We start from the raw sequence: 21982 nt of genomic DNA, 5'->3' as shown, positions 1-21982 counted from the left end.
TCTTGAAATCCTGTTATTCTAGCGCGATACGCAACGCCGCTGCCGTGGCCCAGGGCGCCAAAAAGAGCGAGAGTACGAGACAAGCCCCGAGCAGCGACAAATTAGCTTCGCCACCGATTCCAGCCATACTGCTGGTCACGGCACCGGCCCCGAAGATCAATACTGGAACGTAGAGTGGAAGCACCAGGAGGGCAACCAGTAGACCACTCCCGCGCACGCCAAGTACTAATGCGGCGCCGATCGCACCAATCATACTCAACGTTGGCGTCCCAAGCAAGAGCGACAGCACGAGAATTCCCAGCGATTCGCCGCTCAACCCGAATTGAAGGCCGAGCAGAGGCGAGAGCAGCACCACAGGGAGTCCGGAGATCACCCAATGGGCCAACACCTTCCCGACCACCAACACCGCCAAGGGCTGAGGAATCAGCACCATTTGTTCGAGGGCACCGTCCAGATAGTCCCCGGTAAAGACACGACTCAGCGACAGCAGACAGGCCAAGAGAGCGGCCACCCACAACACACCCGGTCCGATAGTCCGTAACACCGCCGGTTCCGGTCCGACACCTAACGGAAAGAGACTGACCACGATGACCAGAAAAAACACCGACATCGCCGCGTCCGAACGGCGTCGCATGGCGAGTAACAAATCCCGCCGGATGATTTCTCCGACGGCTTCCGACATACTGGAGCCGCTCATCCAGCGAGCCTCAAGCGTTGGATCATCTCCGTGGGAAGCGCGATGTCCTGGTGGGTGACCAAGACCGCCAGTCCTCCACGTTGCAAATGCGCGAGAAGCCGCTGAGTGACCACGCCCGTGGACGCCGCGTCGAGGGACGTGAACGGTTCATCCAAGAGCCACAAGGGTCGCGAGGAGAGCCAGAGCCTTGCTAAAGCGACCCGGCGCTTTTGGCCTTGCGAGAGCACCTTGGACGGCAACTGATGAATGGGGCGCTTGAGCCCGATCGCCTCCAACGCCTCACTTGCGCCATTACCGGAACAGGATTCTCCGGACAAAGCCATCGCGCTCATCAGATTTTCAAGCGGCGTGAGATCATCCTTGATTCCGTTGAGATGCCCGATATAGGTCAGTTGCCCCGAATAGAGCTCTTTGAGTCGATGAATGTCTTGCCCTTCCCACAACACCGATCCCTTCTCGGGAGCCAACAAACTGGTGAAGATCCGGAGCAGACTGGTTTTTCCGCTCCCGTTCTCACCCACCACCGCCAACAGGGTTCCCCGCTCAACCTTCACGGTGAGGTCTGAAAACAACCGGCGTTCACCGCGACGGCAACTCAGTGCAACAGCTTGCAACATAAGGGACTCCTCACACAGGGACGGACGAGAGTAAGGGAACGAGGCGTCGAAAAACAAGGGGAGAAAAGGGGAATGGCACCCACAATACAGTCGGCGATACGGCCAACTTGCTCTGGAGGTGATTCTACTGCTATTTAGTTTAAAACCGACCATGTGAATTCCTCGCCGCTGGACAGAGCGGCGACATACCTACGTCTGAAGGAGATGAATCATGAGTGAACTGGTTTGCATCGCGTTTAAGGATTCCAGCACGGCCGATCGGGTGCTGAACGAACTGCGGGCGATGGAAAAGGACTATGTGCTCGATCTGGAAGACGCGGTCATCGTCGTCCGCGATATGGACGGCAAGGTCCACTTGAAGCAGTGTGTCGACGTGTTCGGCGGGGCGACGGCGCATGGCGTCTCGCTGGGGATATTGTGGGGCGGGCTGATGGGCCTCCTCTTCATGAATCCCTTGGCAGGCCTGTTGGGCAGTATCGCCGGAGGGGCGGGAGGTGGCGCCGTGACCACCGCCGCCAATGAATATGGGCTCCTGAACGATTACGGGATCCCTGATCAATTCATCAAGGATTTGGGCAGCACGATCACGCGCGGCACCTCCGCGATTTTCTTGCTGATCCGGAGCGCTGACCAAGACAAACTGTTGGCCGGTTTCTCACGATACGAGGGAACCATCCTCAAAACGTCCTTGAGCAAAGATCAGGAGGAAAAGCTGCGGGCCGCCCTCACCCATGAGCACGAACAAAAGATAGCCAAGGGATGATCAGGGAGCGTGTGTTTGCTTCCCATCCAGGAGGCAACTGACGTTCATATCGCCCATGACGTTGATGGCCGTGCGACAGCGATCGAGAAACCAATCCACGGTGAGTAAGACAGGAATGTATTGCACGGGCAACCCGACGGCGGTAAAGACCATGGTCATCGTCACGAGGCCAGCTTCGGGAATCCCGGCCGCGCCGACCGAGGCAATAATGCTCGTCAGCACGACCATAACCTGCTGCTGAACCGTGAGATCCATCCCGATCATTTGGGCGATGAACAAGGCCGCCATCGCCTCATAGAGCGCGGTGCCGTCGTTGTTGAAATTCGCGCCGACCAGCGCCCCCATGCTCGCGGATTGCTCGCGCAATCCCACACGTTCCTTGAGCACCGCGTACGTCACCGGCATCGTGGCGGTCGAGCTGGCCGTGGAGAACGCCATCACCAGTGCGTCCCGTCCGCCGCGAATCAGATCCACCGGGCGCACCCATGAACCAAACCGGATGCGGACGAGGTAATACGCCGCCTGGATTGCGAGCGCGAGCAGCACACTCAGCACAAAGACCCCGAGCGCCTTGAACGGTGCGAAACCCTCCGTGCCCACGATGCTCGCGACAATGCCGAAAACAGCAAACGGCACCACCGCGATGATCCAGTGCAACATCGTGATCAATGCCTCCAGAAACAACTCGACAAAATGCCCCACCGTGCCGAGCGGCCGTTCTCGCTCATTGCGGAGCGCCATGCCGAACGCGACGGCGATGAAGATGACGCCGATCACTTTCCCATCGTCACCCAGCGGTCCCAACAGACTCTTCGGCACATTCTCAAGAAAGAGTGCGAGCGGATTGACCGCCTTGGTGGTTTCCTCATGCGGAGACGGCGGCGTGAGACCTGCGCCCTGACCTGGTTGAATGACATTGGCGATCGTCAGGCCAACTATGATCGCGACCAATGTGTTCAGCAATAATAATCGCGGCAGCCGCGCCGCGAGCGGCCCGCCGAGCTGCGTCGTCATGAACGTATGGACAATCGCCGCGAGGATCAGCGCCGGCGCGAGCGCACCGAGGAGACGTAAGACCAGCTTTCCCGGTACCGCGAGTATAGCCGCCTCGCTGTCCCACATAAGTCCGACCATGACGCCAAGCACCAAGGCCATCACGATGCGGGCATAGAGCGGGATTGCCTGCCACCGCGCAATCAGGCCTGTACTTGGCTCAGCGATCGTCGTTTGCTCGGAAGCATTGTTATTCACGGGCTATCACTCGAACCTTCCATGTTTCCCTTGCAGCTCACGCCGACCGCCAATGTATAGATGTTAGATGTTACGAGGGTGTAGCTGGTGCCGATTCCATTTCATGCGGGTGAACAATACGTGACGGCTACACAGGCTCCTGAAACTGCCGACCGATGCACATCAATACTCAATTCGCGATCAGCGAGGCGCGCCAAGAACCCGTAGGCCGCTGGCGCGTGCGGCCGTGGCCAGTGAGACATCGTGCGTCGCCATAACGAGGTCCGTACCATTCCGGTCTTTCCAGAGTAGAGCAGACGCCAAATGAATGGCATCCAAAGTACCCAACGCGGTCGGCAAGGGTTGTGCCGCCCTTGACAGCACCGATCTTGTCATCTCGATGACTTCGACAGCCTCCAGCAATCGGAACACCGCCTCTCGTCTGATGGCTATGGCAGTATCTTCCAATCCTTCGACCAGTCGCAACCGATCCAAGGTCCGCAAACACTCGACCTCGACCAGTGCAGAGGCGACACCTCGCGTGATGGAGCGCCACTCTTTCAGCGCATTGGATTGACCAAGGATGACCCGAAGCACCGTCGAGGAGTCGAGGTAGGCGATCACTGCTCGCTCTGCCGCTCTTCTAACAGGAACGCGACAATATCACGATGAAGTCGCAGTGGCGGCGGGAGTGGAACTTTCTGCAGGGAAGGAGTCCCGGGCGCTGGCTTTCGCACGAGCAAAGAAGAACCCTCTTCTTCATAGGGAACGATGCGGGCGATTGGAGTCGTCCGATCCAAGACAATCACCGAACGACCCGACCGCACTTTGCGCAGGTGTTCACTGAGCCTGCTTTTCAAGTCCGCCACCCGTACACCACTCATGGTCACATGATAGTCAGAACTAGTCACAAAGGCAAGTCACACGGTGGATTCTTGCAATGAGACAGGTGGAAGCACACTGAGCTTCACCAAGTTGTGCAATCTATATTGCTGGACCAGCGTACGCCCCTATTTTATTTCTTGACGGCAGCCGACCCTCGGCGTAGCCTCCCGCCGGGCTTTCATCGGAAGGAGGACATGACGGTGGAGGAATGGCCGTATCGCCTGCTGGCCTGTGTCGGTTTCGTGACGATCGCATTACTGGCCTGGGCAACGGGAAAACGCAATCGGCCGAATTGGACGACCATTGGGGGCAGCGCCGTCTTGGCCTGGGGACTCGGGATCGTGTCCTTTTGGTTTCCGGGCTCCCGCTGGCTCTGGAGCATGATCAACGATCTCGTGGTCGCCGTGCTCACCGCCTCGCAAAAGGGCACGGTGTTTCTGCTTGGGCCTCTCGCACTTGGTCCCGGCCAGACGTTGCCGGATGGGACAGTCTCGATCGGGTTTATCTTGGCGGCGCAAGCGCTGCCGGCGGTCGTGTTCTTTGCCGCCTTGATGGCGGGTCTCTACTATGTAGGCGTCATGCAAGCGATCGTGGGTCTGTTTGCCAGGCTTTTTTACCGGACCATGGGCTTATCGGGGGCCGAGTCTCTGTCCGGCGCGGCGAATATCTTCGTCGGCATCGAGGCGGGCTTGATCGTTCGTCCCTACCTCACGGCCATGACGCGGTCGGAACTGCTCTTGGTGCTGACGTGCATGATGGCGACCGTGGCGAGCACGGTCATGGGCATCTACGTGTCGGCTCTGCAACATACAGTGCCTCAGATCGCCGGGCATTTGATTTCCGCGTCGGTGATTTCTATTCCTTGCGCGGTACTCATCAGTAAGCTCACGTGGCCCGAAGATGGACAGCCTGTGACGCTGGGCGGCGTGCCTGCTGTGCCCACCGAGCGGAACCTATCCCCTTCATCCGACGGTGAAGCAATTCCGCCGCCCTCCAACCTCATTGTCGCCCTGATCGATGGGGCGGGGCAGGGCATGAAAATGGCCGTTGGCATCGCTTCGTTGCTGATCGTATTTCTTGGAGTGGAAGCGTTGGTCGATTTGACGCTGGCACAGCTTCCTGCGATCGGTGGAGTGCCGCTCTCCGTCACACGGGTCCTCGCCTGGCTGACCTGGCCGTTCGCCGTTCTTCTCGGTCTCCGTCCTGAGGAATGGCAGCTCGGCGCGGACTTACTGGGGTCGCGGTTTATCGAGACGGAAGTGGCGGCCTATTTCAAGTTGGCCGCCGCGCAATCCGCATCTTCGCCGCCGCTCTCCCCACGGTCCCTCACGGCCATGACCTACGCCCTCTGCGGATTCGTGCATGTGGCGAGTATGGGCATCTTTGTCGGCGGCATCTCCGCCTTGGTGCCGCATCGGGCAAAAGACATCTCGCTCTTGGGGCTGCGCGCGTTGTGGACCGCTTATTTGACGACGTTGCTGACCGGTTGTATCGCCGGAGTGCTCGCAGCTTCCTAAAAAGTGTGGCGACTCACTAATTCCTCTCCCCATTCCAATGCACGAACGAGGAGCAACAGCCAGCCGTTTACGAGCTTGAACAATGCGCGAGGCCAGTCTACTGAGAATGCGTTGTCATGAGGCGACCACGTCGAAGTCTTTCAATTTGATGATCTGACCGACTCGGTGAGCCGATCGGCAATATCGTTCGTCAGCGGTAACCAACATCGCGCCGGATTCGTTTAGCGCCACGGCGTGATACAGCGTATCGAAGACATGCTGCCCCAGCGAGGCTGAGAGACCGCAAGCCTTTTGATACACCTCCACGTCCACCAGGATGGGCAATTCGAGGGCATACAAGAGCGACACAGCTTGGCGTGCCCGCCGGGAATCCAAGCGTGTAATGACTGCAGCCGCCTCAGCCAACCAGTGCGGTGGTTGAAGGACACGGATGTGAGACTCGTTGATCGCCCGAAGAATTTGGAGAGCCTGGAAGGAGTGGGACTCGTCAGCGCGATCGGCAAAGACCCATTTGATGATCACGCTCGCATCAAGCACGACCGTTGTCACGGTCTTCCGCGTCTCCGAGCGGTTCGAATGGCCTTATCCGTGACGCTCCGCGTCCGTTTTCGCAATGCTAACAACTGTTCGACAGCTTTCGCTCGACGATGACTCCGCCGTCGCTCCTCTACAGCCTGACGCATAAGGTCGGTCAACACCGCGCTCTTATTCTGCCGTCGAAACGCCTTATCGAACGCCTCCTTCACATCGGCCGGAACACTAAAGTTTACGGTGGCCATCGCGACACCCTCATTGTTGAAATATTCAACAACAGCATGGCAACCATCCGCCAGGCTGTCAAGTCAGGCAACACATCCGGCTTCGTTTCGAACATATATTTCCTCTCACCAGCCACTACACTGACAACCATTAGGTGATCGTCACCATTTGGCGCTCACGAACAGAACCATGCCTCTTTGCTCATCTTTCGCTCAATGTTGCAGACAACGCGCGGACGACACAACCGAGGGTCGGTTCATTTCGGCGATAGCGGGCTCAGAGGAAACTGATGGCCCTTTCTCCTACAAAGGACGCAACCACATCACCAAGGCAGCATACGCAAAGGACAAGGCGTTATGCAGCTTGCCCCTTAGTCTGACTCCTGCTGCAACAGGGGCGCACGGCAGCCTCAGGTCACAGAAAAGACTCCGGTACACCTTGTTTTATCTGAGAGGCTAAGGTCTCATTAGTCTTCGTCAAAGATGCCAAGTCCCTTAGCTTGGAGACACGATGTGAGATGCCCTGGCGTAAGGATGCGAACGTCTAAAACGATTTTCCTACCTGTACCATAATGATTTTCCGGAGTGGTTTCCTCGTTTACAAGTATCACGGCTACGTCGCCGGGTCTCAGGGCTTTCCATCGGCCTATGTCTGCAGAGATATAAAGAGTAACCACGTTTAGCGGTCGGACCGAGGACGTAACAAATGTGATGGTGGTCGGATTCATACCAGCTAGGAAAAGAGATCCTGCTCGATTGACAGTTTTCAATCTCATAAGCTTAAGGTGAATAGTGCCCTTGACGACATCAACGCTAAGCACCTCCCCTAGAACTGTTTCTGTCGGTAAAGACGTTCCTGGATTGTTTTCAGATGGTAAATCCGCGGGGGGGAGGACTGTCGGTGGGTTCAAAAAATCTTCCATGAATTGGCAATCGGATGAAATAGCCATTTTTAGATCGGGAGTAAATATAGCGAGAATGAGTTGGAGAAAAACAAGCGGAGGAGAAATCTTCACGGCACCCGCTCCATTACTAGAGCCTGGAATGTTTGAGGTCTGTCACGGAATAGATTCCACAATCACTTTGTTGCAAGAAACACCTCAAGCCGCACGGCGAACCTTAACGGTCAGACGAACCCTCGCGCCAAGTCGAGCTAGCATGTCGATAAGCGCATCAGTACTGAAGAGATCAATACGCCCACGGAGGAGATCGCTGACTCGAGGCTGCGTCACGCCTAGCGTCTTGGCGGCAGCCTTCTGTTTGAGGCCGCGAGCCGCGATGAGCTTCTGGATTTGAATCATGAATCCTTATGCCGCGTGGGCTGCTGCTTTTTCCAATAATTCGTGAATGAGTGTCTGGTAAGGCTTTCCACGTTTAGCAGCCATTTTTCGCAACTGACTCAAGAGCCGTGGCGAGAGGCGGATGGCGATCAGCTGTTTCGCCATTCCGCTGGACGGTCTTCCCACCCGGCGCGCGCGTCGAAGTTCTTCGGCCGTCGACTCCGGGATATCCGAGAAATCAATCTGTGAGTCGGGTATAGGCTTCGCGTTCCCGCCGGCTCGCCGGCCGCGCGCTGATGATCCGGAATGTTTCTTTTTCATGTCCCACCCCCCGTACGGTATACACCACGAGCAAGAGTCGATCACTTACCGATTGACCAAGTCGCTTGAATCGACGCTCTTGGGCTGAATGGGCAGGATCGTCCCAGTCGAGCCCGTTAACATCGCCAAAGACAGTTGCCGCTTCTTCAAACGACACGCCATGTTTCTCAAAATTGGCGATCGCCTTCGCAACATCCCATGTAAACACCCAGACGTATATACAGTAATGGATGTCTTAATACAATCCACCTTCTATCAGGACCCCCATGAGTACCCCGCTTTCGTCGTACTCCACACGATCACGGCGGCGCTGAGGCACATGAGCGAGGCGAGGATAAACGGGGCGCGGGGGAATTTCGCGGGAAATGCTGAGCGCTGAGAGAGGATCCTGATCGAAGAGCCGCGCTGATAAGTCAAGCTCAAGTTGACAGGTTTCACGAGCGCCAATAGAATCAGCTCAACCCTCATCGCCCGCGCAAAAGAACAGGAGAAACCATGCGGCACGTCCCGGCTCACTACGATGGGGAAAAAGTGGTTCTCGATGAACCAGTGTCGTTTCTGCAAATACGCCGGTTGAAGTCGTCATCCCGGATTCCCAAGAGGAGCTGATGGCGCTCAAGACCGACGTCTCTCTTGCCTCATTACCCAGCCTCACCCAAATTTGGAATAATCCGCGCGATGCCGAATACGACAAGTTATGACCGAGGTGATGTCGCTCTGGCCATCTTGCCGTTCTCGGATCTTACGGGATTTAAGCAACGGCCGGCTGTTGTCGTCAGTGCCCCCTCATCCATCAGTTGACCTCTTGCTCCTTCCGCTGAATCCCAACTTGATCAGCTACAACCCGGCGAATTTGCCCTAGCTGATTGAAAAACCGCTGGGCTCCTGTTTCCAAGCGCCGTCAAGCGAGAACTACTTACGCTCGACAAGACCCGCATCAACCGTCGCTTGGTCATCTCACGGCTGCTGATCGAGAAAGACTCGATGGAGCCTTGCGGCACTGGCTCGGGCTATAATAGTTCTCTGCCCCAATTTGATCTATAGGGGTCGAAACCCCCACCTGCTTCAACGTAATCAGGTCCGCGGCCTCGTTGATTCCGCAACGGCCGACTTGCCGGACGCAGCGGCGAAGGCGGCATCGGTCCCCCCAAAGGCGCAGAAAATGGAGTCAGCATGAGTAGTGACTCTACGAGATCGACTTCTCGAACCAGTCTCGCAGGATCAATTGTTTTGTCAGAAACACGGTCATTCCAATTTGGACCATTGTTCTCACGCCAAGAACCATGAGATGTCCAAGCTTATGTAAGAGCAGCCGCATCATCGAAGACCTCACAGCACTATCAACGAGCAACTTCCGGACCACCAGCTTGCCGAGCGAACAGACCGGCGCTCTTCGATCAGCACCCGGTGATCGTGAAGATTTCTTGGGGGATTAGGGGATGGATTGAGGCGAAGGTAGTCAAACCGCTGGATCGCACCCGGCCGGCAGCAGGCTATGCTGTATCTGTTTCTTCAACTGGTGAATCAGAACGAATACAAGGGTATCACCGCCGGGTGAGTCGAAGAGGTCAATGGGCGGGAGGTATGTCTTCTGCCACGGCATTCAAAACAGCTTCGCGGAGATTCCGGCAAACGGCAGCAGGTAATTGAGCCCGCTATTCGGCGATTCGCTGCCGGCGTTGGAAATGTGGCTGAAGCGGACTCCGGCATTCACCATCCATCGTGCCGTCAGGTCATAGGTCGCGCCCGTCCCGCCCCAGACCAGAAAGTTGAAATCCGATCCTTGTTCGGGAAGGCGGCCGTCGAAATTCGTCCAGAGGGGGCCGCCGCCGCCTTCGAGATAAGGCTTCAAACGACCGAACGAGGTGAGCGTATAGACCGCCTTCGGTGTGACACCCACGCCATAGGCGCCGGTCGGTTCCGTGATCCCTAAGAAGGCGGCTTCAACACCCAAGGCGACCGCACCACGCCACCACCCATCGCCAATGGGATCGGTCAAGCCGATCTGCCACGTGGGATGCACGGCCACGCCGTTCAGCTTCGATGACTGCCCCTCCATCACTCGAACCGGCACCATGCCGCCGACCACGACGCCGACGGTCTGTTTCCCGACCCACGTAGAGGGTGGTTCCTCCGCGGAAACTGGCGTTGACCACACCAATCCTGCACCGAGGAGGATCGCAGCACAGACCCGGCTCATGTGCTTCATGAGTCGGACAGTCCCTTTGACAGACGTGATGGCTCAATGGAACCGGAAGGCATGTAGCAGTATACACATGTCACCGGGAAGACGCGCGACGTGATGCGAGACAGGGATCACGCGAAGCTGGAGAGAACGATCGAGAAACCGTGAAGACGTGAACGGAAAGAACCGCGAATCGTTATCCCGCCTCGCGGTAGCCGCAATCTTGGTTGCGGCATTGGACGCTGCGGCCGTCTTGCTTACTGATTTTTTCGACGAGGAACGGGGCCTGGCACGTGGGACAGACCTTCGGCACGGGACGATCCCATAAGGCATATTCACATTTGGGATAGTTGCTGCAGGCAAAAAATGAGCGTCCCTTCTTCGTCCGTTTCTGCACGAGATCGCCGCCGCAATCAGGCTGCGGACATTTGACGCCCAGCGCCAGCGGCTTCGTCGTCTTGCACTGAGGATAGGCGGAACAGGCGATGAATTTGCCGAACCGCCCCGTCTTCACCACCATCGGGCTTCCGCATTTATCGCAGACTTGATCGGTGGTGAGTTCCTGCTTGGGCACAATCTTGATGGTGCCGTCCGGCAGCCGCTCGAAGTTTTGGGTGTTCTTGCAGGGCGGATCATCCTTGTACGCCGGACAGGCCAGAAACTTCCCATTCCGGCCCCACTTGATCTCCATCATCCGGCCGCATTTCTCGCACGGGATATCGGTCGGCGGTTCGACAATGTCCTTGGGACCCGGAATGGTCTTCGCCCGTTCCATTTCCCGCGTGAAGGGTGTGTAAAAGTCGCGTACCGCCGTAACCCACTGCTTATTCCCCTCTTCGACTTGGTCGAGCTGTTCTTCGAGTTGCGAGGTGAAATCGACGTTGATGAGCGCAGGGAAGCCCTTCAGTAAAAACTCGTTGACGGTTTTCCCGGTTTCCGTCGGCACCAAGCGCCCCTCGGTCTTTTCGACATACTTCCGGTCTTGGATCGTGGAGATGATGGCCGCGTAGGTGGACGGTCGCCCGATGCCTTTTTCCTCCAGTTCTTTGATCAAGAGCGCTTCGTTATACCGTGGCGGCGGCTGCGTGAAGTGTTGTTTTGACAACATTCCCGGGACCGTCTGCCCTTCCTGCTCGACCAGTCGCAGCCGTTCTCCTTCGGACAGGGTCGGAAGCTGACGTTCTTCGTCCTCCGCCTCCTGGTCGGCCTTCGGCTTCTGCGAGGGCGATTCTTTGTCGAATCCTTCCAGATACACGATCGTATGGCCCGGAAACTTCACGACCGTTCCGGTCGAACGGAAGAGATACCGATTCTTGGTCTCGACGGGGGCCGAATCGATGCGGGTGACGTCCAAAATGGCCGGCACCATCTGCGACGCGATGAACCGATTCCAGATCAGCTTGTAGAGATTGTACTGATCATGGTCCAAGTACTGGCGAATGGACTCCGGGTCCCGGCTCGCTGACGTCGGCCTGATCGCCTCGTGCGCTTCCTGCGCGGCCTTCGCGGTCTTGTACACGTTCGGCGTGGCGGGAAGATAATCGGCCCCGAATCGAGCATGGATCACCTCGCGCGCGTCGGCCATCGCTTCGTTGGAGATGCGGGGCGAGTCGGTTCTCATATAGGTGATCAGACCCGTCGCTCCTTCGGCGCCGATTTCGATCCCTTCATACAACTGCTGCGCGAGTGTCATGGTTTTTTTCGGCGAGAAGTGCAGCTTGCGCGACGCTTCCTGTTGCAACCGGCTCGTGATGAACGGCGCGACGGGATTCCGTTTCTTTTCCCGCCGCTCGATCGATTGGACGACGAAGGTCTTCCCTTGAATCTCGCCGACGATGCGGCCGGCTTGCTCGGCGTTCTCGATCGAGGCCTCTTCATCGTTGATGCTGTGGAGCTTCGCCTCGAATGACGGGGGATTGGCGCCAGCCAGCAGCGCGGTGATCGACCAATACTCCTCGGCTCGGAACGCATCCCGCTCCGCCTCCCGCTCGCAAATCAGCCGCATGGCCACCGACTGCACCCGCCCCATGCTGAGCCCGCGTCGAACCTTGTTCCAGAGCAGCTGACTGCCTTGATATCCGACGATGCGATCCAGCACGCGGCGGGCCTGCTGGGCGTTGACGAGCTTCATGTCGATCTCGCCCGGCGATTGGAGCGCGCGCTTGATCGCTGATTCGGTGATTTCGTTGAAGAGGACCCGAAAAATCTTTCCGTCTTTCTTTTTCTTCTTCGATTTGCCGAGCAACTCCTGCTCGATGTGCCAGGCGATCGCTTCTCCTTCACGATCGGGGTCCGGCGCCAGAAACACCTTGTCGGCTTCCTCCGCCTTCTTCTTGATCTCGGCCAGGACCTTCGACTTGCCCTTGATGGTGACGTACTGCGGTTCAAAGTCATTCTCGAGATCCACGCCCAGTTTGCTGGTCGGAAGATCCTTGACATGCCCCACCGACGCCATGACGGTATAGCCGCGACCCAGATATTTCGTAATCGTCTTCGCCTTCGTCGGCGACTCAACGATAATCAGATTTTTTGCCATGACAACCCCTGCTACCTCTCCAGAATTGTATCATCCGTACCAAATATCGGAGTTTCGTGCAACTAGAATGGCAGTCAGCAACAATCGGCAAGCGGTTAGGAACATAGGTGGTCATGAGAATGTCCGCCGGCAGCCGGGCCGGCGTTCATTCTGTTGTCGGGCGTGAAGAGGTGTCTCACGTTGATGAACCTCAATTCTCAATGGCTCAACGGGAGCGTCGGTTCGAGACCTTGTTGATGCTACAGACGGATATACTGCTGACCCGGCAATTGACGGATCCGACCATCCAATTCCAATGACAGCAATACCGCCGATACCTCCGCCGCGCTCAATCCCGTGCTCTCGATGATCGTGTCGATGGATCGCGCCTCGTAGGACAACGTGTCATACACCAACGCGTCCTCCTTCCTTAACGGCGCCTGCGCCGGCATCACTGCGCCGTCGAGACGCAACATCGCTCGCTGGCGCGCATCGACTTGCGGAAGAATTTCCTCGAGAATATCGTGGGCGCCCTCGATGAGTTTCGCCCCTTCTTTGATCAGGCGATTCGACCCCCGGCAAGCCTCTTCCTTGATCGAGCCGGGGACGGCGAAGACTTCTCGGCCTTGCTCGAGCGCCAACTTGGCCGTAATCAGGGAGCCGCTGTCGGTCGCCGCTTCACCGACCAGCACACCCAACGAGAGCCCGCTGATGATTCGGTTCCTGCGCGGGAAATGATGGCTTTGAGGCGCGGCTCCGATCGGCAGTTCCGAAACGACGGCGCCATGCGACTCGATGTTGCGACGGAGTAGCTGATGTTCCGAAGGGTACGTTCGGTCGATGCCGCAACCCAGGACCGCGATCGTACGGCCCTTCCCCGACAACGCGCCTCGGTGCGCCGCCGCATCGATCCCCCGGGCCAGACCGCTCACGATCGTCACCCCACATCCCGCCAGATCTTTCGCAATTTCCTCCGTGATGAGTTTTCCGGATGACGTCGCATGTCGTCCCCCCACAACGGCCACCGCCACCTCATCCTGCGGCAACAAATTTCCGCTCACATACAATAACGGCGGCGGATCGGAAATGGCTTTGAGTCGAGCCGGATAGGACCGGTCAAATAGGGTGACGGTTTGAATCTTGAGCCGCTCGACAAGCTTCACCTGCCGATCGATCTGCCGTCGGATATTCTCCGCCGGTCCACCTCGCACGGATTCAGCCAGTCCCGGACTGCATCCGGCGCCGACCAAGTCGTCTATCGTCGCACCGAGCACCACCTCGGGAGTTCCGAACGTATGGATCAACTTGATCAGAGTACGGTCGCCGACGCCGTCAATCGCCTGGAGCGAGAGCCAGGAGGTCAAGGATGCTTTATCCATGGTCGGTCTCGATCATCGGCAAAGAAATTCGCGACGACCGCGGGAGGATCTTGCAGGTAGAAGAACTCCCAGACAATGGTCGGAACTGTGGCGGCACTCGACTAGAGCACGACCAGATCGTACTGCTCCAGATGCAACTGACTGTCCGGTGTGACGATAATTTTGGCCGAGCAGGTCCGCTCCAATGCTTCTACTCCGTAACGTTCTTCGTCTTGCAGCAATTCCGCCACCGTCGGATGGGCTCCTACGATGATCCGTTGCTGATCGGCCGACGGTTCAATCCGTCGGATCTCGCGGAAAATCTCGTACGCGACGGTCGTGGGAGACTTCGTATACCCACGGCCCTCGCAGTAGCGGCACGGCTCCGACAGCGACCGCAACAGATCTTCTCGCACCCGCTCGCGGGAGATTTCGATCAGCCCGAGATCCGAAATCCTGGAGATCCTCGTTCTCGCCTTGTCCGATGCCATGGCGTCCACCAACGCATGATAGACCTTGTCCCGATTTTTCTCCCGCTCCATATCGATGAAATCGACGATGATGATGCCGCCGATTCCCCGCAACTTCAGCTGATAGGCCACCTCTTTGGCCGCTTCGAGATTGTTGCGCAAGATGGTTTCTTCCTGATCCCGCTTCCCTACGAACCGTCCCGTGTTCACGTCGATGACCGTCATCGCTTCGGTATGGTCGATCACGAGATAGCCGCCCGACTTGAGCCAGACCTTTCGGCTCAAGGCACGGGCGATTTCCTGCTCCACCCCCAGATGATCGAACAGTGGCTCGTCCTTGTCGTAAAAATGTATGCGTGAGGTCTGCTCAGGAGAAAAGCGTTGGACGAAGTCCCGAATGGCTTCGTACTCGTCCCGTGAATCGATCCACAACCGATCGACCTTCTTGCCGAACAGGTCCCTGACGACACGGAAGCTCAAGCTCAAATCGGAATGCAGCAACGCGGGAGCGGCCAATTGCTCACGCTTCGTCAAAATGTCCTGCCAGAGGACGTGCAGAAAATCGACGTCGGACTTCAATTCATCTTCCTTGACGCCTTCGCTCACCGTCCGCACGATGTAGCCGAAGCCCGAACGCCTGACCCGACGCATGATGTCTTTAAGTCTGGCCCGCTCCTCATCCCGCGGAATGCGCCGAGAGACCCCGATATGATCGACGTTCGGCATAAAGACCAGATATCGCCCCGGAAGCGACACGTACGTCGTCACACGCGACCCCTTGGTACCGATCGGCCCCTTGGAGATTTGGACCATCAGCTCCTGGCCTTCGCTCAACAGCTGTTCGATCGGTTTGGCGCTCTGGCGCTTCGGCCGGAGCATCTCCGAGTCTTTTTCGTCCTCTTCGGCCTCGACCAGCATGTCTCCCGGCTCCGCGTCCACCAACAAATCGGAGACATGCATGAACGCCGCTTTTTCCAGGCCGATATCCACAAAGGCGGCTTGCATCCCGGGCAACACCTTGGCCACCTTGCCCTTATAGATGTTTCCGACAAAATCCTTGTGCTTCGCGCGGTCCCCGAACAAATCGGTGACGACTCCGCCGTCAAGCACGGCCACGCGGGTTTCTTCCCGCGCGACGGTGATCGCAATCTCACTTCCCATGGTGACTCCTTTGGTCTACAGGCCGTAGGAACCGAATGAGTGCGATGGACGCAGGCCCAGCCCCAGATCCTTCACGCACTTCACACACCGGCTTCTCCGGCATTTCCCATCTATTCCGAGCCGCGGAATCCGAGTCTTCCGCCTGTTCGGTCATCGCTCAATAAAATAGACTCAACCGTTTCCGTTTGACGTTCAACAACAAACCCAAGGCGGCCATGGTCATGATCGTGGCGCTTCCGCCATAGCTGACCAGCGGCAAGGGAATGCCGACGATCGGAAACATCCCCGCCGTCATCCCGATATTGACCACGACGCAGAAACACAACATCGCCACGATTCCCACGGCGAGCAGCGCTCCAAGCTGATCCTTCGCCTTGGAGGCGATTTCCAGCGAGAGCCAAATCAACGTCACGAACAACGTCAAGAGCACCAACACGCCGAGAAATCCCCATTCTTCCGCAAAGACGGCGAACACAAAATCAGTATGGCCTTCCGGCAAGAACTTCAGCTGACTTTGGGTACCGCCGTAGAGACCCTTCCCCAGCAACTCGCCGGACCCGATCGCGATTCTGGATTGCAGGGCATGGTAGCCTTTTCCCCCCGGATCATAGTCGGGGTCGACGAACGCCATAATGCGCTGACGCTGGTAATCATGCAAGGACCCCCACACCCCCTCCCATGCAAATGGAAACAGCATGATCGAGAAGAGCAACATAAATCCCAAGGCTTGTGAGCGCACACCCACCACGAGAAGCATCGCGGCATACACCGCGACAAAACTAAGCCCACTTCCCAAATCGGGCTGCTTCAGGATGAGGAGGAGGCCGGGCAGCATCAAGAGTCCGGGAACGATGACGCGCTGGAGCCATCCCACGCGAGGAGCCTTCGAGTAGTAGTGGGCCAACACCAACACGAGGATGAGTTTGGCGAATTCAGACGGCTGAAAGCTGAGCGGCCCCAACGCGATCCACCGCTGGGCGCCCTTGCTCGTCCGACCTTCGAACAATACAAACACCAGCATCAGCAAGATAAAGGCATAGGCCGGATAAGCAAATCGGGCGATATGATGGTAGTCCGACGCCCACATGACGAGAAACGCCGCCGCGCCGAAGCCGATCCATATCAACTGCTTGAGATAATACGGTGCCATCCCACCCTGCTGCCCATGCGTGACGCTATAAATGGACAACACTCCGATTCCCAGGATGGTGAGGATCAAGGCGACATAGCGGATGTCGAAACTGTCGAGGCCGCGATGCTCGGTCAATCGATCAATCATGAGTCCTTCGAGGAAGCCTCCGCCCCGTTCACGCCGGACAGATCGGAGGTGACGGCCGGCACCTGGGGAGCGAGCTTTATGTACGTTTCGATGAGTTCTTTCGCGAGCGGAGCCGCGGCGGACCCGCCGTGCCCCATATGCTCGGCGAGGACGGCCACGGCGATCTTCGGCGATTCCACCGGCGCAAAGGCGACAAACCATGCATGGTCTCGGAACTTTTTGGGAATATTCTCCTCCGGTCCGGTCCGGAGCGCCGCGACCTGCGCCGTACCCGTCTTCCCACCGATCGCCACCATGGCGGATTTCGCCTTCGTCGCCGTTCCTTTCGTGACGACGTCGGCCAACGCGTCCTTGATGATACGGAATGTTTCCGGTTTCGCATCGATTTTTCCGCGCGGAACGGCCGGCAATTCTTGAAGGTTTCCCGAGGTTCGATCCATGACGGCCTGCACCAATCGGGGACGGTAGCTGACTCCGTTGTTCGCGACCGTGCCGACGAGACTCGCCATTTGCAATGGCGTCACGGTCACATAACCCTGTCCGATGGCGGCGGAAATGGTCTCGCCGGGCAACCACTGTTCGTTCTTGGCCTTTTGCTTCCATGCGGTGGACGGCATGATACCGGATCGCTCCGACGGTAATTCCACCCCGGTGGCCTTCCCAAGACCGAACTCCTTCCCATATTCGGCCATCACATCGATCCCCATCCGCTGACCGATCGTGTAGAAGTACACGTCACAGGAATGGACCAACGCATTGTGCAAATCGACGTACCCATGCCCCGTCGCTTTCCAGTCGTGATACAGCCGCTTGCCGAACTGGTATCCCCCATTGCAGAACACGGTGCTGGAAGATGACATGGTTTTAGTCTCCAATGCCGCGACGGCCATTGGAATCTTAAAGGTGGACCCGGGGGGATATTGCCCCTGTGAGGCCCGGTTGTTCAACGGACGCCCTTCATCCTGCACGATTTCGACCCATTGTTTGGCGGTCAGTTCGCGCGAGAGCAGGTTCGGGTCGAAGCCGGGACGGCTGGCCATCGCCAAAATATCACCGTTGTTCGGATCGAGCGCGACGATGGCGCCTTGTTCTTGGCCTAACAGATCCTCGGCAACCTTTTGGAGCCGCACATCAATGGTGAGGTAGAGATCGTTCCCTGCTTGCGGCCTCTCGGTGACCGAGGCTCGTTTCTCGTGGCCGAGCGCATCGACTTCCACGCTTTTCTGCCCGGCCATCCCTCGCATGTGCCGATCGTAGGACTTTTCCACTCCGTATTGACCGACGATGCTGCCTTGGTGAAGATCGATGAATTCCGGTTTTTCCAGCTGATCCGCTGAAATTTCTCCGACATAGCCCAGCAGATGGGCTGCCGTCATGCCGCCGGGGTAGTTGCGTTGCGACTCGACCTGAATCATGACACCGGGCATGTCGAGACGATGTGATTCGACCAGCGTGGCATCACGCAGGGTCATACGGTCCTTGATCTTACGCGGAAGGAGCTTGCTCCCTTTGGCGGTCATTTTTTTTCGAACGATCGCCGGGTCCAGGCCGAGCAGGTCGGTCAACTGCCGAATCAGAACTTCGCGATCCTTCACGTCTTCCAGGGTGACGTACAGGCTGAAGCTGGGCACGTTATTCGCCAAGAGGACACCGTGCCGGTCATAGATCAACCCACGTGCCGGTTCGAGCAACACCAATCGGGTCCGATTGTTTTCCGACAAGTCTCGATAGTACGGCCCTTCGTGAATCTGCAGATGCCAGAGACGAAGGCCGAGCAACGCCACCACGAGCAAAAGTCCTACCCGGAGGATGAAGAGGCGTCGATGCAGGTCGCCGAATTCTGATTCCGGATAATGTCCCGTTGCCATACTGCACGCCTACATTCGAGACTCGGACATCAACTGCTCGATATTCAATCGACTCCACATCACCCAGTAGATCACTCCTCCGATGACGGCATCCAGGCAGGCTTGCGGCAGCACCACGGTCCAGACAGCCCACCATACGTCTTGTTGCGCGCTCAGTTTCAGAATCAGGGGAGTGATCAAGCCCAGCAGGCACGAGACGATCAGTAACCCGAGAACAAGGACGATGGGACTCAGGTAGACCACCTGCCGGCCCAGGATGCCGGCCAGATACCCCACGGACCCCTTGATGATCACCCCGGAAAGCAGGTCTTGGGCTGAGAACAAACTCATCGCCCATCCGAGTGCAAGGCCAACCAAAAGTCCGTCCAGCTCCCCTGCCACCAGACCGATCAAACAGACCGCCACGAAGCCGAGATCCGGCTTCACGCCCCACAGACTGACATACGGCAGGAGGACGGACTGCGCCGGCACGAGACCGACGATCACGGAAAAATAGATGAGCGCTTTCATGGCTTGGGCTTCGGAATGCTCAGCCGCTCCCCTTCGGTCGGAAGAAAGGACGATCGAATGACCAACACTTCTTCCACCCGAGTCGGATCGACCTCCGGAGAAAGTTCCGCGGATTGGAACAACGCTTCTTCCTCCTTGTCGATTCTGGTGATCGTGCCGATCGGTATCCCGCGTGGGAACCCACCGACCAATCCCGATGTGACGACATGATCGCCGGGCCGTGCGTTGGACAACAACGGAATGTATTTGAGCCGGGCCTGTCCCTCTGTCGTCCCTTCCACGATTCCTTCATCCCTCGTGCGTTGAATGAGCCCGGCGATCGCATTGTTGGGATCCGTCACGAGCAGGACGACGGCGGTGGAGGCCGTGGTCTTGACGATGCGCCCGACCACGCCCGCCGGCGTAATCACTCCCTGGTCCGACTGAAGCCCATCGGACGTTCCCTTGTTCAGAATGATCGTTTTATACCAATTGCCGGTATCACGCCCGATCACTTGGGCGGCTACGGATGTGGGAAGGGCTTGTTTCTTGAATTCCAGCAGGGCCGAGAGCCGTTCCGTCGCCGCGGAGGCTTCTCGCAGTTGCCCGTTTTGTTCCTTGAGCAGATCCAGCTCTCTCCTCAATTGTTGATTGTCTTCCTCCACTCCTTGGAGCGCCACGTATCGTCCCCAGACATTCGAGATCCGATCATGAATGCCGGCCACGGCTTGGAAAGGCCAACTGATGATCCATCCGAAGGGACCGCCCACCTGCTGAAAGACATTTTGAAGCGGGCCTGGGAGAAGCAGGAAGCCGATCACGAAAATGACGGCCAGGACGAGGGCGACACGCCGAGCGCTGTACGGTGCGCGTAAATTGACCATCCGCATGAGGGATGGGACCTTACCGGAGGTTGTTCGCCTGAGACATGACCGATACCTTTCGGAGGAGATCCAGCTCATCGAGAATCTTGCCGACCCCCAACACCACGGAGGTCAACGGATCGTCCACCGTAATGATCGGTAAGTTCGTTTCTTCCCGGAATCGCGTGTCCATCCCCTTCAGGAGGGACCCTCCCCCAGTCAACACGATCCCGCGGTCGATGATGTCCCCGGCCAGCTCCGGCGGGGTGTTTTCCAGAGCAATCTTGATCGCGTTCACGATCGTTCCAATGGGCTCCTGCAACGCTTCACGAACTTCGGCATCGTCGATGACCAGCGTACGGGGAATGCCCGAGATCAAATCACGCCCCTTGATCATCATGGTCTTCCGTTCTTCGAACGGATAGGCGGATCCGATTTCAAACTTGATCCGCTCCGCCATATGTTCACCGATGAGCAGATTGTACTTTTTCTTGATGTAATTCATGATCGCTTCGTCCATCCGATCGCCGGCGACCTTGACGGACTCGCTGTACACGATCCCGCCCAGCGAGATGACGGCGATGTCCGTCGTGCCGCCTCCCACATCGACGACCATGTTGCCCGAGGGCTCCGTAATGGGCAACCCCGAGCCGATCGCCGCGGCGACGGGCTCTTCGATCAGATAGACCTCGCGCGCGCCCGCCAGTTCCGCCGAATCACGTACGGCACGTTGTTCCACCTGCGTGATGCGGGAGGGCACCCCGATGATGATGCGAGGCCGCACGAATGCGCTGCGATTGTGCGCCTTCCGGATGAAATGTTTCAGCATCTGCTCGGCCATCTCGAAATCGGCGATCACCCCTTCCTTCATCGGCCGAACCGCGATGATATTGCCGGGTGTGCGGCCGAGCATCTTCTTCGCGTCGGCTCCCACTGCCAGCACTTTCTCGCTTTTCTTTTCAACCGCGACGACCGAGGGCTCGTTCAGAACGATCCCCTTGCCGTGGACATACACGAGCGTGGTGGCGGTGCCTAAGTCAATGGCCAGGTCATCGGAAAACCAACCGAATACATCTCCCGGAAACCCCACGGCGTCTCTCCCTTCATATTGGCCGGACGATCCTGCGCCAGGCCTGTGTGCTTCATGTGCGACTTATTTAATCCGGGACTGCAAGTTGACCGGCATCCAACACATGCGTCCTTGCCACTTCATCACCGAGCCGACGACCCTGCTCATTCCCAATGATCAGAAAACTCTCAAACGCGAGTATGGCCAACGACACGAGCCATCCAATGTACGGGACCGCATAGGCGATCTGTGCGCCACCCAACGGAAGATTTCGAATGATCGATTCTCGGAAGCCCGCCGGATCCCGCCCATCCGATCGCATGGTTTGGAGACCAACCAACCGTTTGCCGATACTTTTTCCACCTGCGAACCCATCGGCAATCAAGATGTAGGTCAAGCCGGAAAGAAAGCCGACCGGAGGAGCGATTTCCCCTGCAGCGACGACAATGAACAGATCAATTAATTTCGCGATGAATCGATTGAGGACATGGGCCTTCGGATAGATTCTTGTTTCCAGCGCCGTCGAAGATCGCCCCTCCCCTATCAAGGGAACTCCTTCTAATTAGTGGCAAAGTATAACAAAATTCGTCAACTTGCACAAACAAAGAGCAATCTTCTTCGCGGAGTTGGCCGACGATGGCCATCCCGCCTGCTCTC

The 21982-nt window shown here is 57.5% G+C and carries 22 protein-coding genes; 2 read left to right on the top strand and 20 right to left on the bottom strand.

Annotation, left to right across the window (positions count from 1 at the left end):
- Nucleotides 1-13: 13 nt before the first annotated feature.
- On the bottom strand, nt 14-682 hold the full coding sequence (locus A4E19_11475; GenBank protein OQW38003.1) for a heme ABC transporter permease: 669 nt from the start codon (nt 680-682) through the stop codon (nt 14-16).
- 11 nt (nt 683-693) lie between these two features.
- Nucleotides 694-1314, bottom strand: a complete 621-nt coding sequence (locus A4E19_11470) for a heme ABC transporter ATP-binding protein CcmA (GenBank protein OQW38002.1) — start codon at nt 1312-1314, stop codon at nt 694-696.
- 211 nt (nt 1315-1525) lie between these two features.
- Between A4E19_11470 and A4E19_11465 the strand changes: the two genes are divergently transcribed.
- On the top strand, nt 1526-2077 hold the full coding sequence (locus tag A4E19_11465; GenBank protein ID OQW38001.1) for a hypothetical protein: 552 nt from the start codon (nt 1526-1528) through the stop codon (nt 2075-2077).
- Here the strand turns inward: A4E19_11465 and A4E19_11460 are convergent, their stop codons facing one another.
- From A4E19_11460 to A4E19_11450, 3 genes are all read right to left on the bottom strand, one after another.
- A complete protein-coding gene (locus A4E19_11460) occupies nt 2078-3298 on the bottom strand; it encodes a sodium:dicarboxylate symporter (GenBank protein OQW38064.1) in 1221 nt (406 codons plus the stop codon). It abuts the gene before it with no gap.
- A 210-nt stretch (nt 3299-3508) separates the two neighbouring features.
- On the bottom strand, nt 3509-3931 hold the full coding sequence (locus A4E19_11455; GenBank protein OQW38000.1) for a hypothetical protein: 423 nt from the start codon (nt 3929-3931) through the stop codon (nt 3509-3511).
- Nucleotides 3928-4176, bottom strand: a complete 249-nt coding sequence (locus A4E19_11450; protein OQW37999.1) for a hypothetical protein — start codon at nt 4174-4176, stop codon at nt 3928-3930. The genes A4E19_11455 and A4E19_11450 overlap by 4 nt, the downstream gene beginning before the upstream one ends.
- 216 nt (nt 4177-4392) lie before the next feature.
- Here A4E19_11450 and A4E19_11445 point away from each other — a divergent pair, with 216 nt between their 5' ends.
- On the top strand, nt 4393-5709 hold the full coding sequence (locus tag A4E19_11445) for a nucleoside permease nupX (GenBank protein OQW38063.1): 1317 nt from the start codon (nt 4393-4395) through the stop codon (nt 5707-5709).
- A 114-nt stretch (nt 5710-5823) separates the two neighbouring features.
- On the opposite strand, the gene A4E19_11440 is transcribed toward A4E19_11445, so the two are convergent.
- The 15 genes from A4E19_11440 to A4E19_11370 form a co-directional block, all read right to left on the bottom strand.
- On the bottom strand, nt 5824-6258 hold the full coding sequence (locus A4E19_11440; GenBank protein ID OQW37998.1) for a hypothetical protein: 435 nt from the start codon (nt 6256-6258) through the stop codon (nt 5824-5826).
- Nucleotides 6255-6488, bottom strand: coding sequence for a hypothetical protein (locus A4E19_11435; GenBank protein OQW37997.1), 234 nt, complete (start codon nt 6486-6488; stop codon nt 6255-6257). The genes A4E19_11440 and A4E19_11435 overlap by 4 nt, the downstream gene beginning before the upstream one ends.
- Nucleotides 6489-6934: 446 nt before the next feature.
- Nucleotides 6935-7483 (bottom strand): hypothetical protein, encoded by a 549-nt coding sequence (locus A4E19_11430; GenBank protein OQW37996.1) that lies wholly within the window; start codon nt 7481-7483, stop codon nt 6935-6937.
- An 84-nt stretch (nt 7484-7567) separates the two neighbouring features.
- Nucleotides 7568-7768, bottom strand: coding sequence for a hypothetical protein (locus A4E19_11425; GenBank protein ID OQW37995.1), 201 nt, complete (start codon nt 7766-7768; stop codon nt 7568-7570).
- 217 nt (nt 7769-7985) lie between these two features.
- Entirely contained in the window at nt 7986-8276 is a 291-nt protein-coding gene (locus A4E19_11420; protein ID OQW37994.1) for a hypothetical protein, read from the bottom strand.
- Between the two features lie 1395 nt (nt 8277-9671).
- Nucleotides 9672-10277: a hypothetical protein gene (locus A4E19_11415; protein OQW37993.1), complete on the bottom strand. Its 606-nt coding sequence runs from the start codon at nt 10275-10277 to the stop codon at nt 9672-9674.
- A 172-nt stretch (nt 10278-10449) separates the two neighbouring features.
- Nucleotides 10450-12789 carry a DNA topoisomerase I gene (locus A4E19_11410; protein OQW37992.1) on the bottom strand — a complete coding sequence of 780 codons (2340 nt, stop codon included), beginning with the start codon at nt 12787-12789 and terminating at the stop codon, nt 10450-10452.
- Between the two features lie 239 nt (nt 12790-13028).
- Nucleotides 13029-14147 (bottom strand): DNA-binding protein, encoded by a 1119-nt coding sequence (locus A4E19_11405; GenBank protein OQW37991.1) that lies wholly within the window; start codon nt 14145-14147, stop codon nt 13029-13031.
- Nucleotides 14148-14248: 101 nt separating this feature from the next.
- Nucleotides 14249-15757 (bottom strand): ribonuclease G, encoded by a 1509-nt coding sequence (locus A4E19_11400; GenBank protein OQW37990.1) that lies wholly within the window; start codon nt 15755-15757, stop codon nt 14249-14251.
- Between the two features lie 157 nt (nt 15758-15914).
- Entirely contained in the window at nt 15915-17036 is a 1122-nt protein-coding gene (locus tag A4E19_11395; protein OQW37989.1) for a hypothetical protein, read from the bottom strand.
- The gene (locus tag A4E19_11390) at nt 17033-18904 is read right to left on the bottom strand and encodes a hypothetical protein (GenBank protein OQW37988.1); all 1872 of its coding nucleotides are present in this window, start codon (nt 18902-18904) and stop codon (nt 17033-17035) included. The genes A4E19_11395 and A4E19_11390 overlap by 4 nt, the downstream gene beginning before the upstream one ends.
- A 9-nt stretch (nt 18905-18913) precedes the next feature.
- Nucleotides 18914-19414: a hypothetical protein gene (locus tag A4E19_11385; protein OQW37987.1), complete on the bottom strand. Its 501-nt coding sequence runs from the start codon at nt 19412-19414 to the stop codon at nt 18914-18916.
- A complete protein-coding gene (locus A4E19_11380; GenBank protein ID OQW37986.1) occupies nt 19411-20283 on the bottom strand; it encodes a rod shape-determining protein MreC in 873 nt (290 codons plus the stop codon). The genes A4E19_11385 and A4E19_11380 overlap by 4 nt, the downstream gene beginning before the upstream one ends.
- A gap of 13 nt (nt 20284-20296) precedes the next feature.
- On the bottom strand, nt 20297-21346 hold the full coding sequence (locus A4E19_11375; GenBank protein ID OQW37985.1) for a rod shape-determining protein: 1050 nt from the start codon (nt 21344-21346) through the stop codon (nt 20297-20299).
- Between the two features lie 67 nt (nt 21347-21413).
- Nucleotides 21414-21872, bottom strand: coding sequence for a hypothetical protein (locus A4E19_11370; protein OQW37984.1), 459 nt, complete (start codon nt 21870-21872; stop codon nt 21414-21416).
- Between the last annotated feature and the right edge of the window lie 110 nt (nt 21873-21982).

The organism is Nitrospira sp. SG-bin1 (assembly GCA_002083365.1).
Classification (GTDB): Bacteria; Nitrospirota; Nitrospiria; order Nitrospirales; family Nitrospiraceae; genus Nitrospira_D.
This window is presented reverse-complemented; position numbering and strand designations above follow the sequence as displayed.

Bases quoted from the DNA above. Each gene is read 5' to 3' on its own strand.
- A4E19_11435 (OQW37997.1), bottom strand. From the start codon at position 6,488: ATGGCCACCGTAAACTTTAGTGTTCCGGCCGATGTGAAGGAGGCGTTC.
- A4E19_11470 (OQW38002.1), bottom strand. From the start codon at position 1,314: ATGTTGCAAGCTGTTGCACTGAGTTGCCGTCGCGGTGAACGCCGGTTG.
- A4E19_11400 (OQW37990.1), bottom strand. From the start codon at position 15,757: ATGGGAAGTGAGATTGCGATCACCGTCGCGCGGGAAGAAACCCGCGTG.
- A4E19_11395 (OQW37989.1), bottom strand. From the start codon at position 17,036: ATGATTGATCGATTGACCGAGCATCGCGGCCTCGACAGTTTCGACATC.
- A4E19_11385 (OQW37987.1), bottom strand. From the start codon at position 19,414: ATGAAAGCGCTCATCTATTTTTCCGTGATCGTCGGTCTCGTGCCGGCG.
- A4E19_11410 (OQW37992.1), bottom strand. From the start codon at position 12,789: ATGGCAAAAAATCTGATTATCGTTGAGTCGCCGACGAAGGCGAAGACG.
- A4E19_11380 (OQW37986.1), bottom strand. From the start codon at position 20,283: ATGCGGATGGTCAATTTACGCGCACCGTACAGCGCTCGGCGTGTCGCC.
- A4E19_11415 (OQW37993.1), bottom strand. From the start codon at position 10,277: ATGAAGCACATGAGCCGGGTCTGTGCTGCGATCCTCCTCGGTGCAGGA.
- A4E19_11390 (OQW37988.1), bottom strand. From the start codon at position 18,904: ATGGCAACGGGACATTATCCGGAATCAGAATTCGGCGACCTGCATCGA.
- A4E19_11475 (OQW38003.1), bottom strand. From the start codon at position 682: ATGTCGGAAGCCGTCGGAGAAATCATCCGGCGGGATTTGTTACTCGCC.
- A4E19_11465 (OQW38001.1), top strand. From the start codon at position 1,526: ATGAGTGAACTGGTTTGCATCGCGTTTAAGGATTCCAGCACGGCCGAT.
- A4E19_11425 (OQW37995.1), bottom strand. From the start codon at position 7,768: ATGATTCAAATCCAGAAGCTCATCGCGGCTCGCGGCCTCAAACAGAAG.
- A4E19_11405 (OQW37991.1), bottom strand. From the start codon at position 14,147: ATGGATAAAGCATCCTTGACCTCCTGGCTCTCGCTCCAGGCGATTGAC.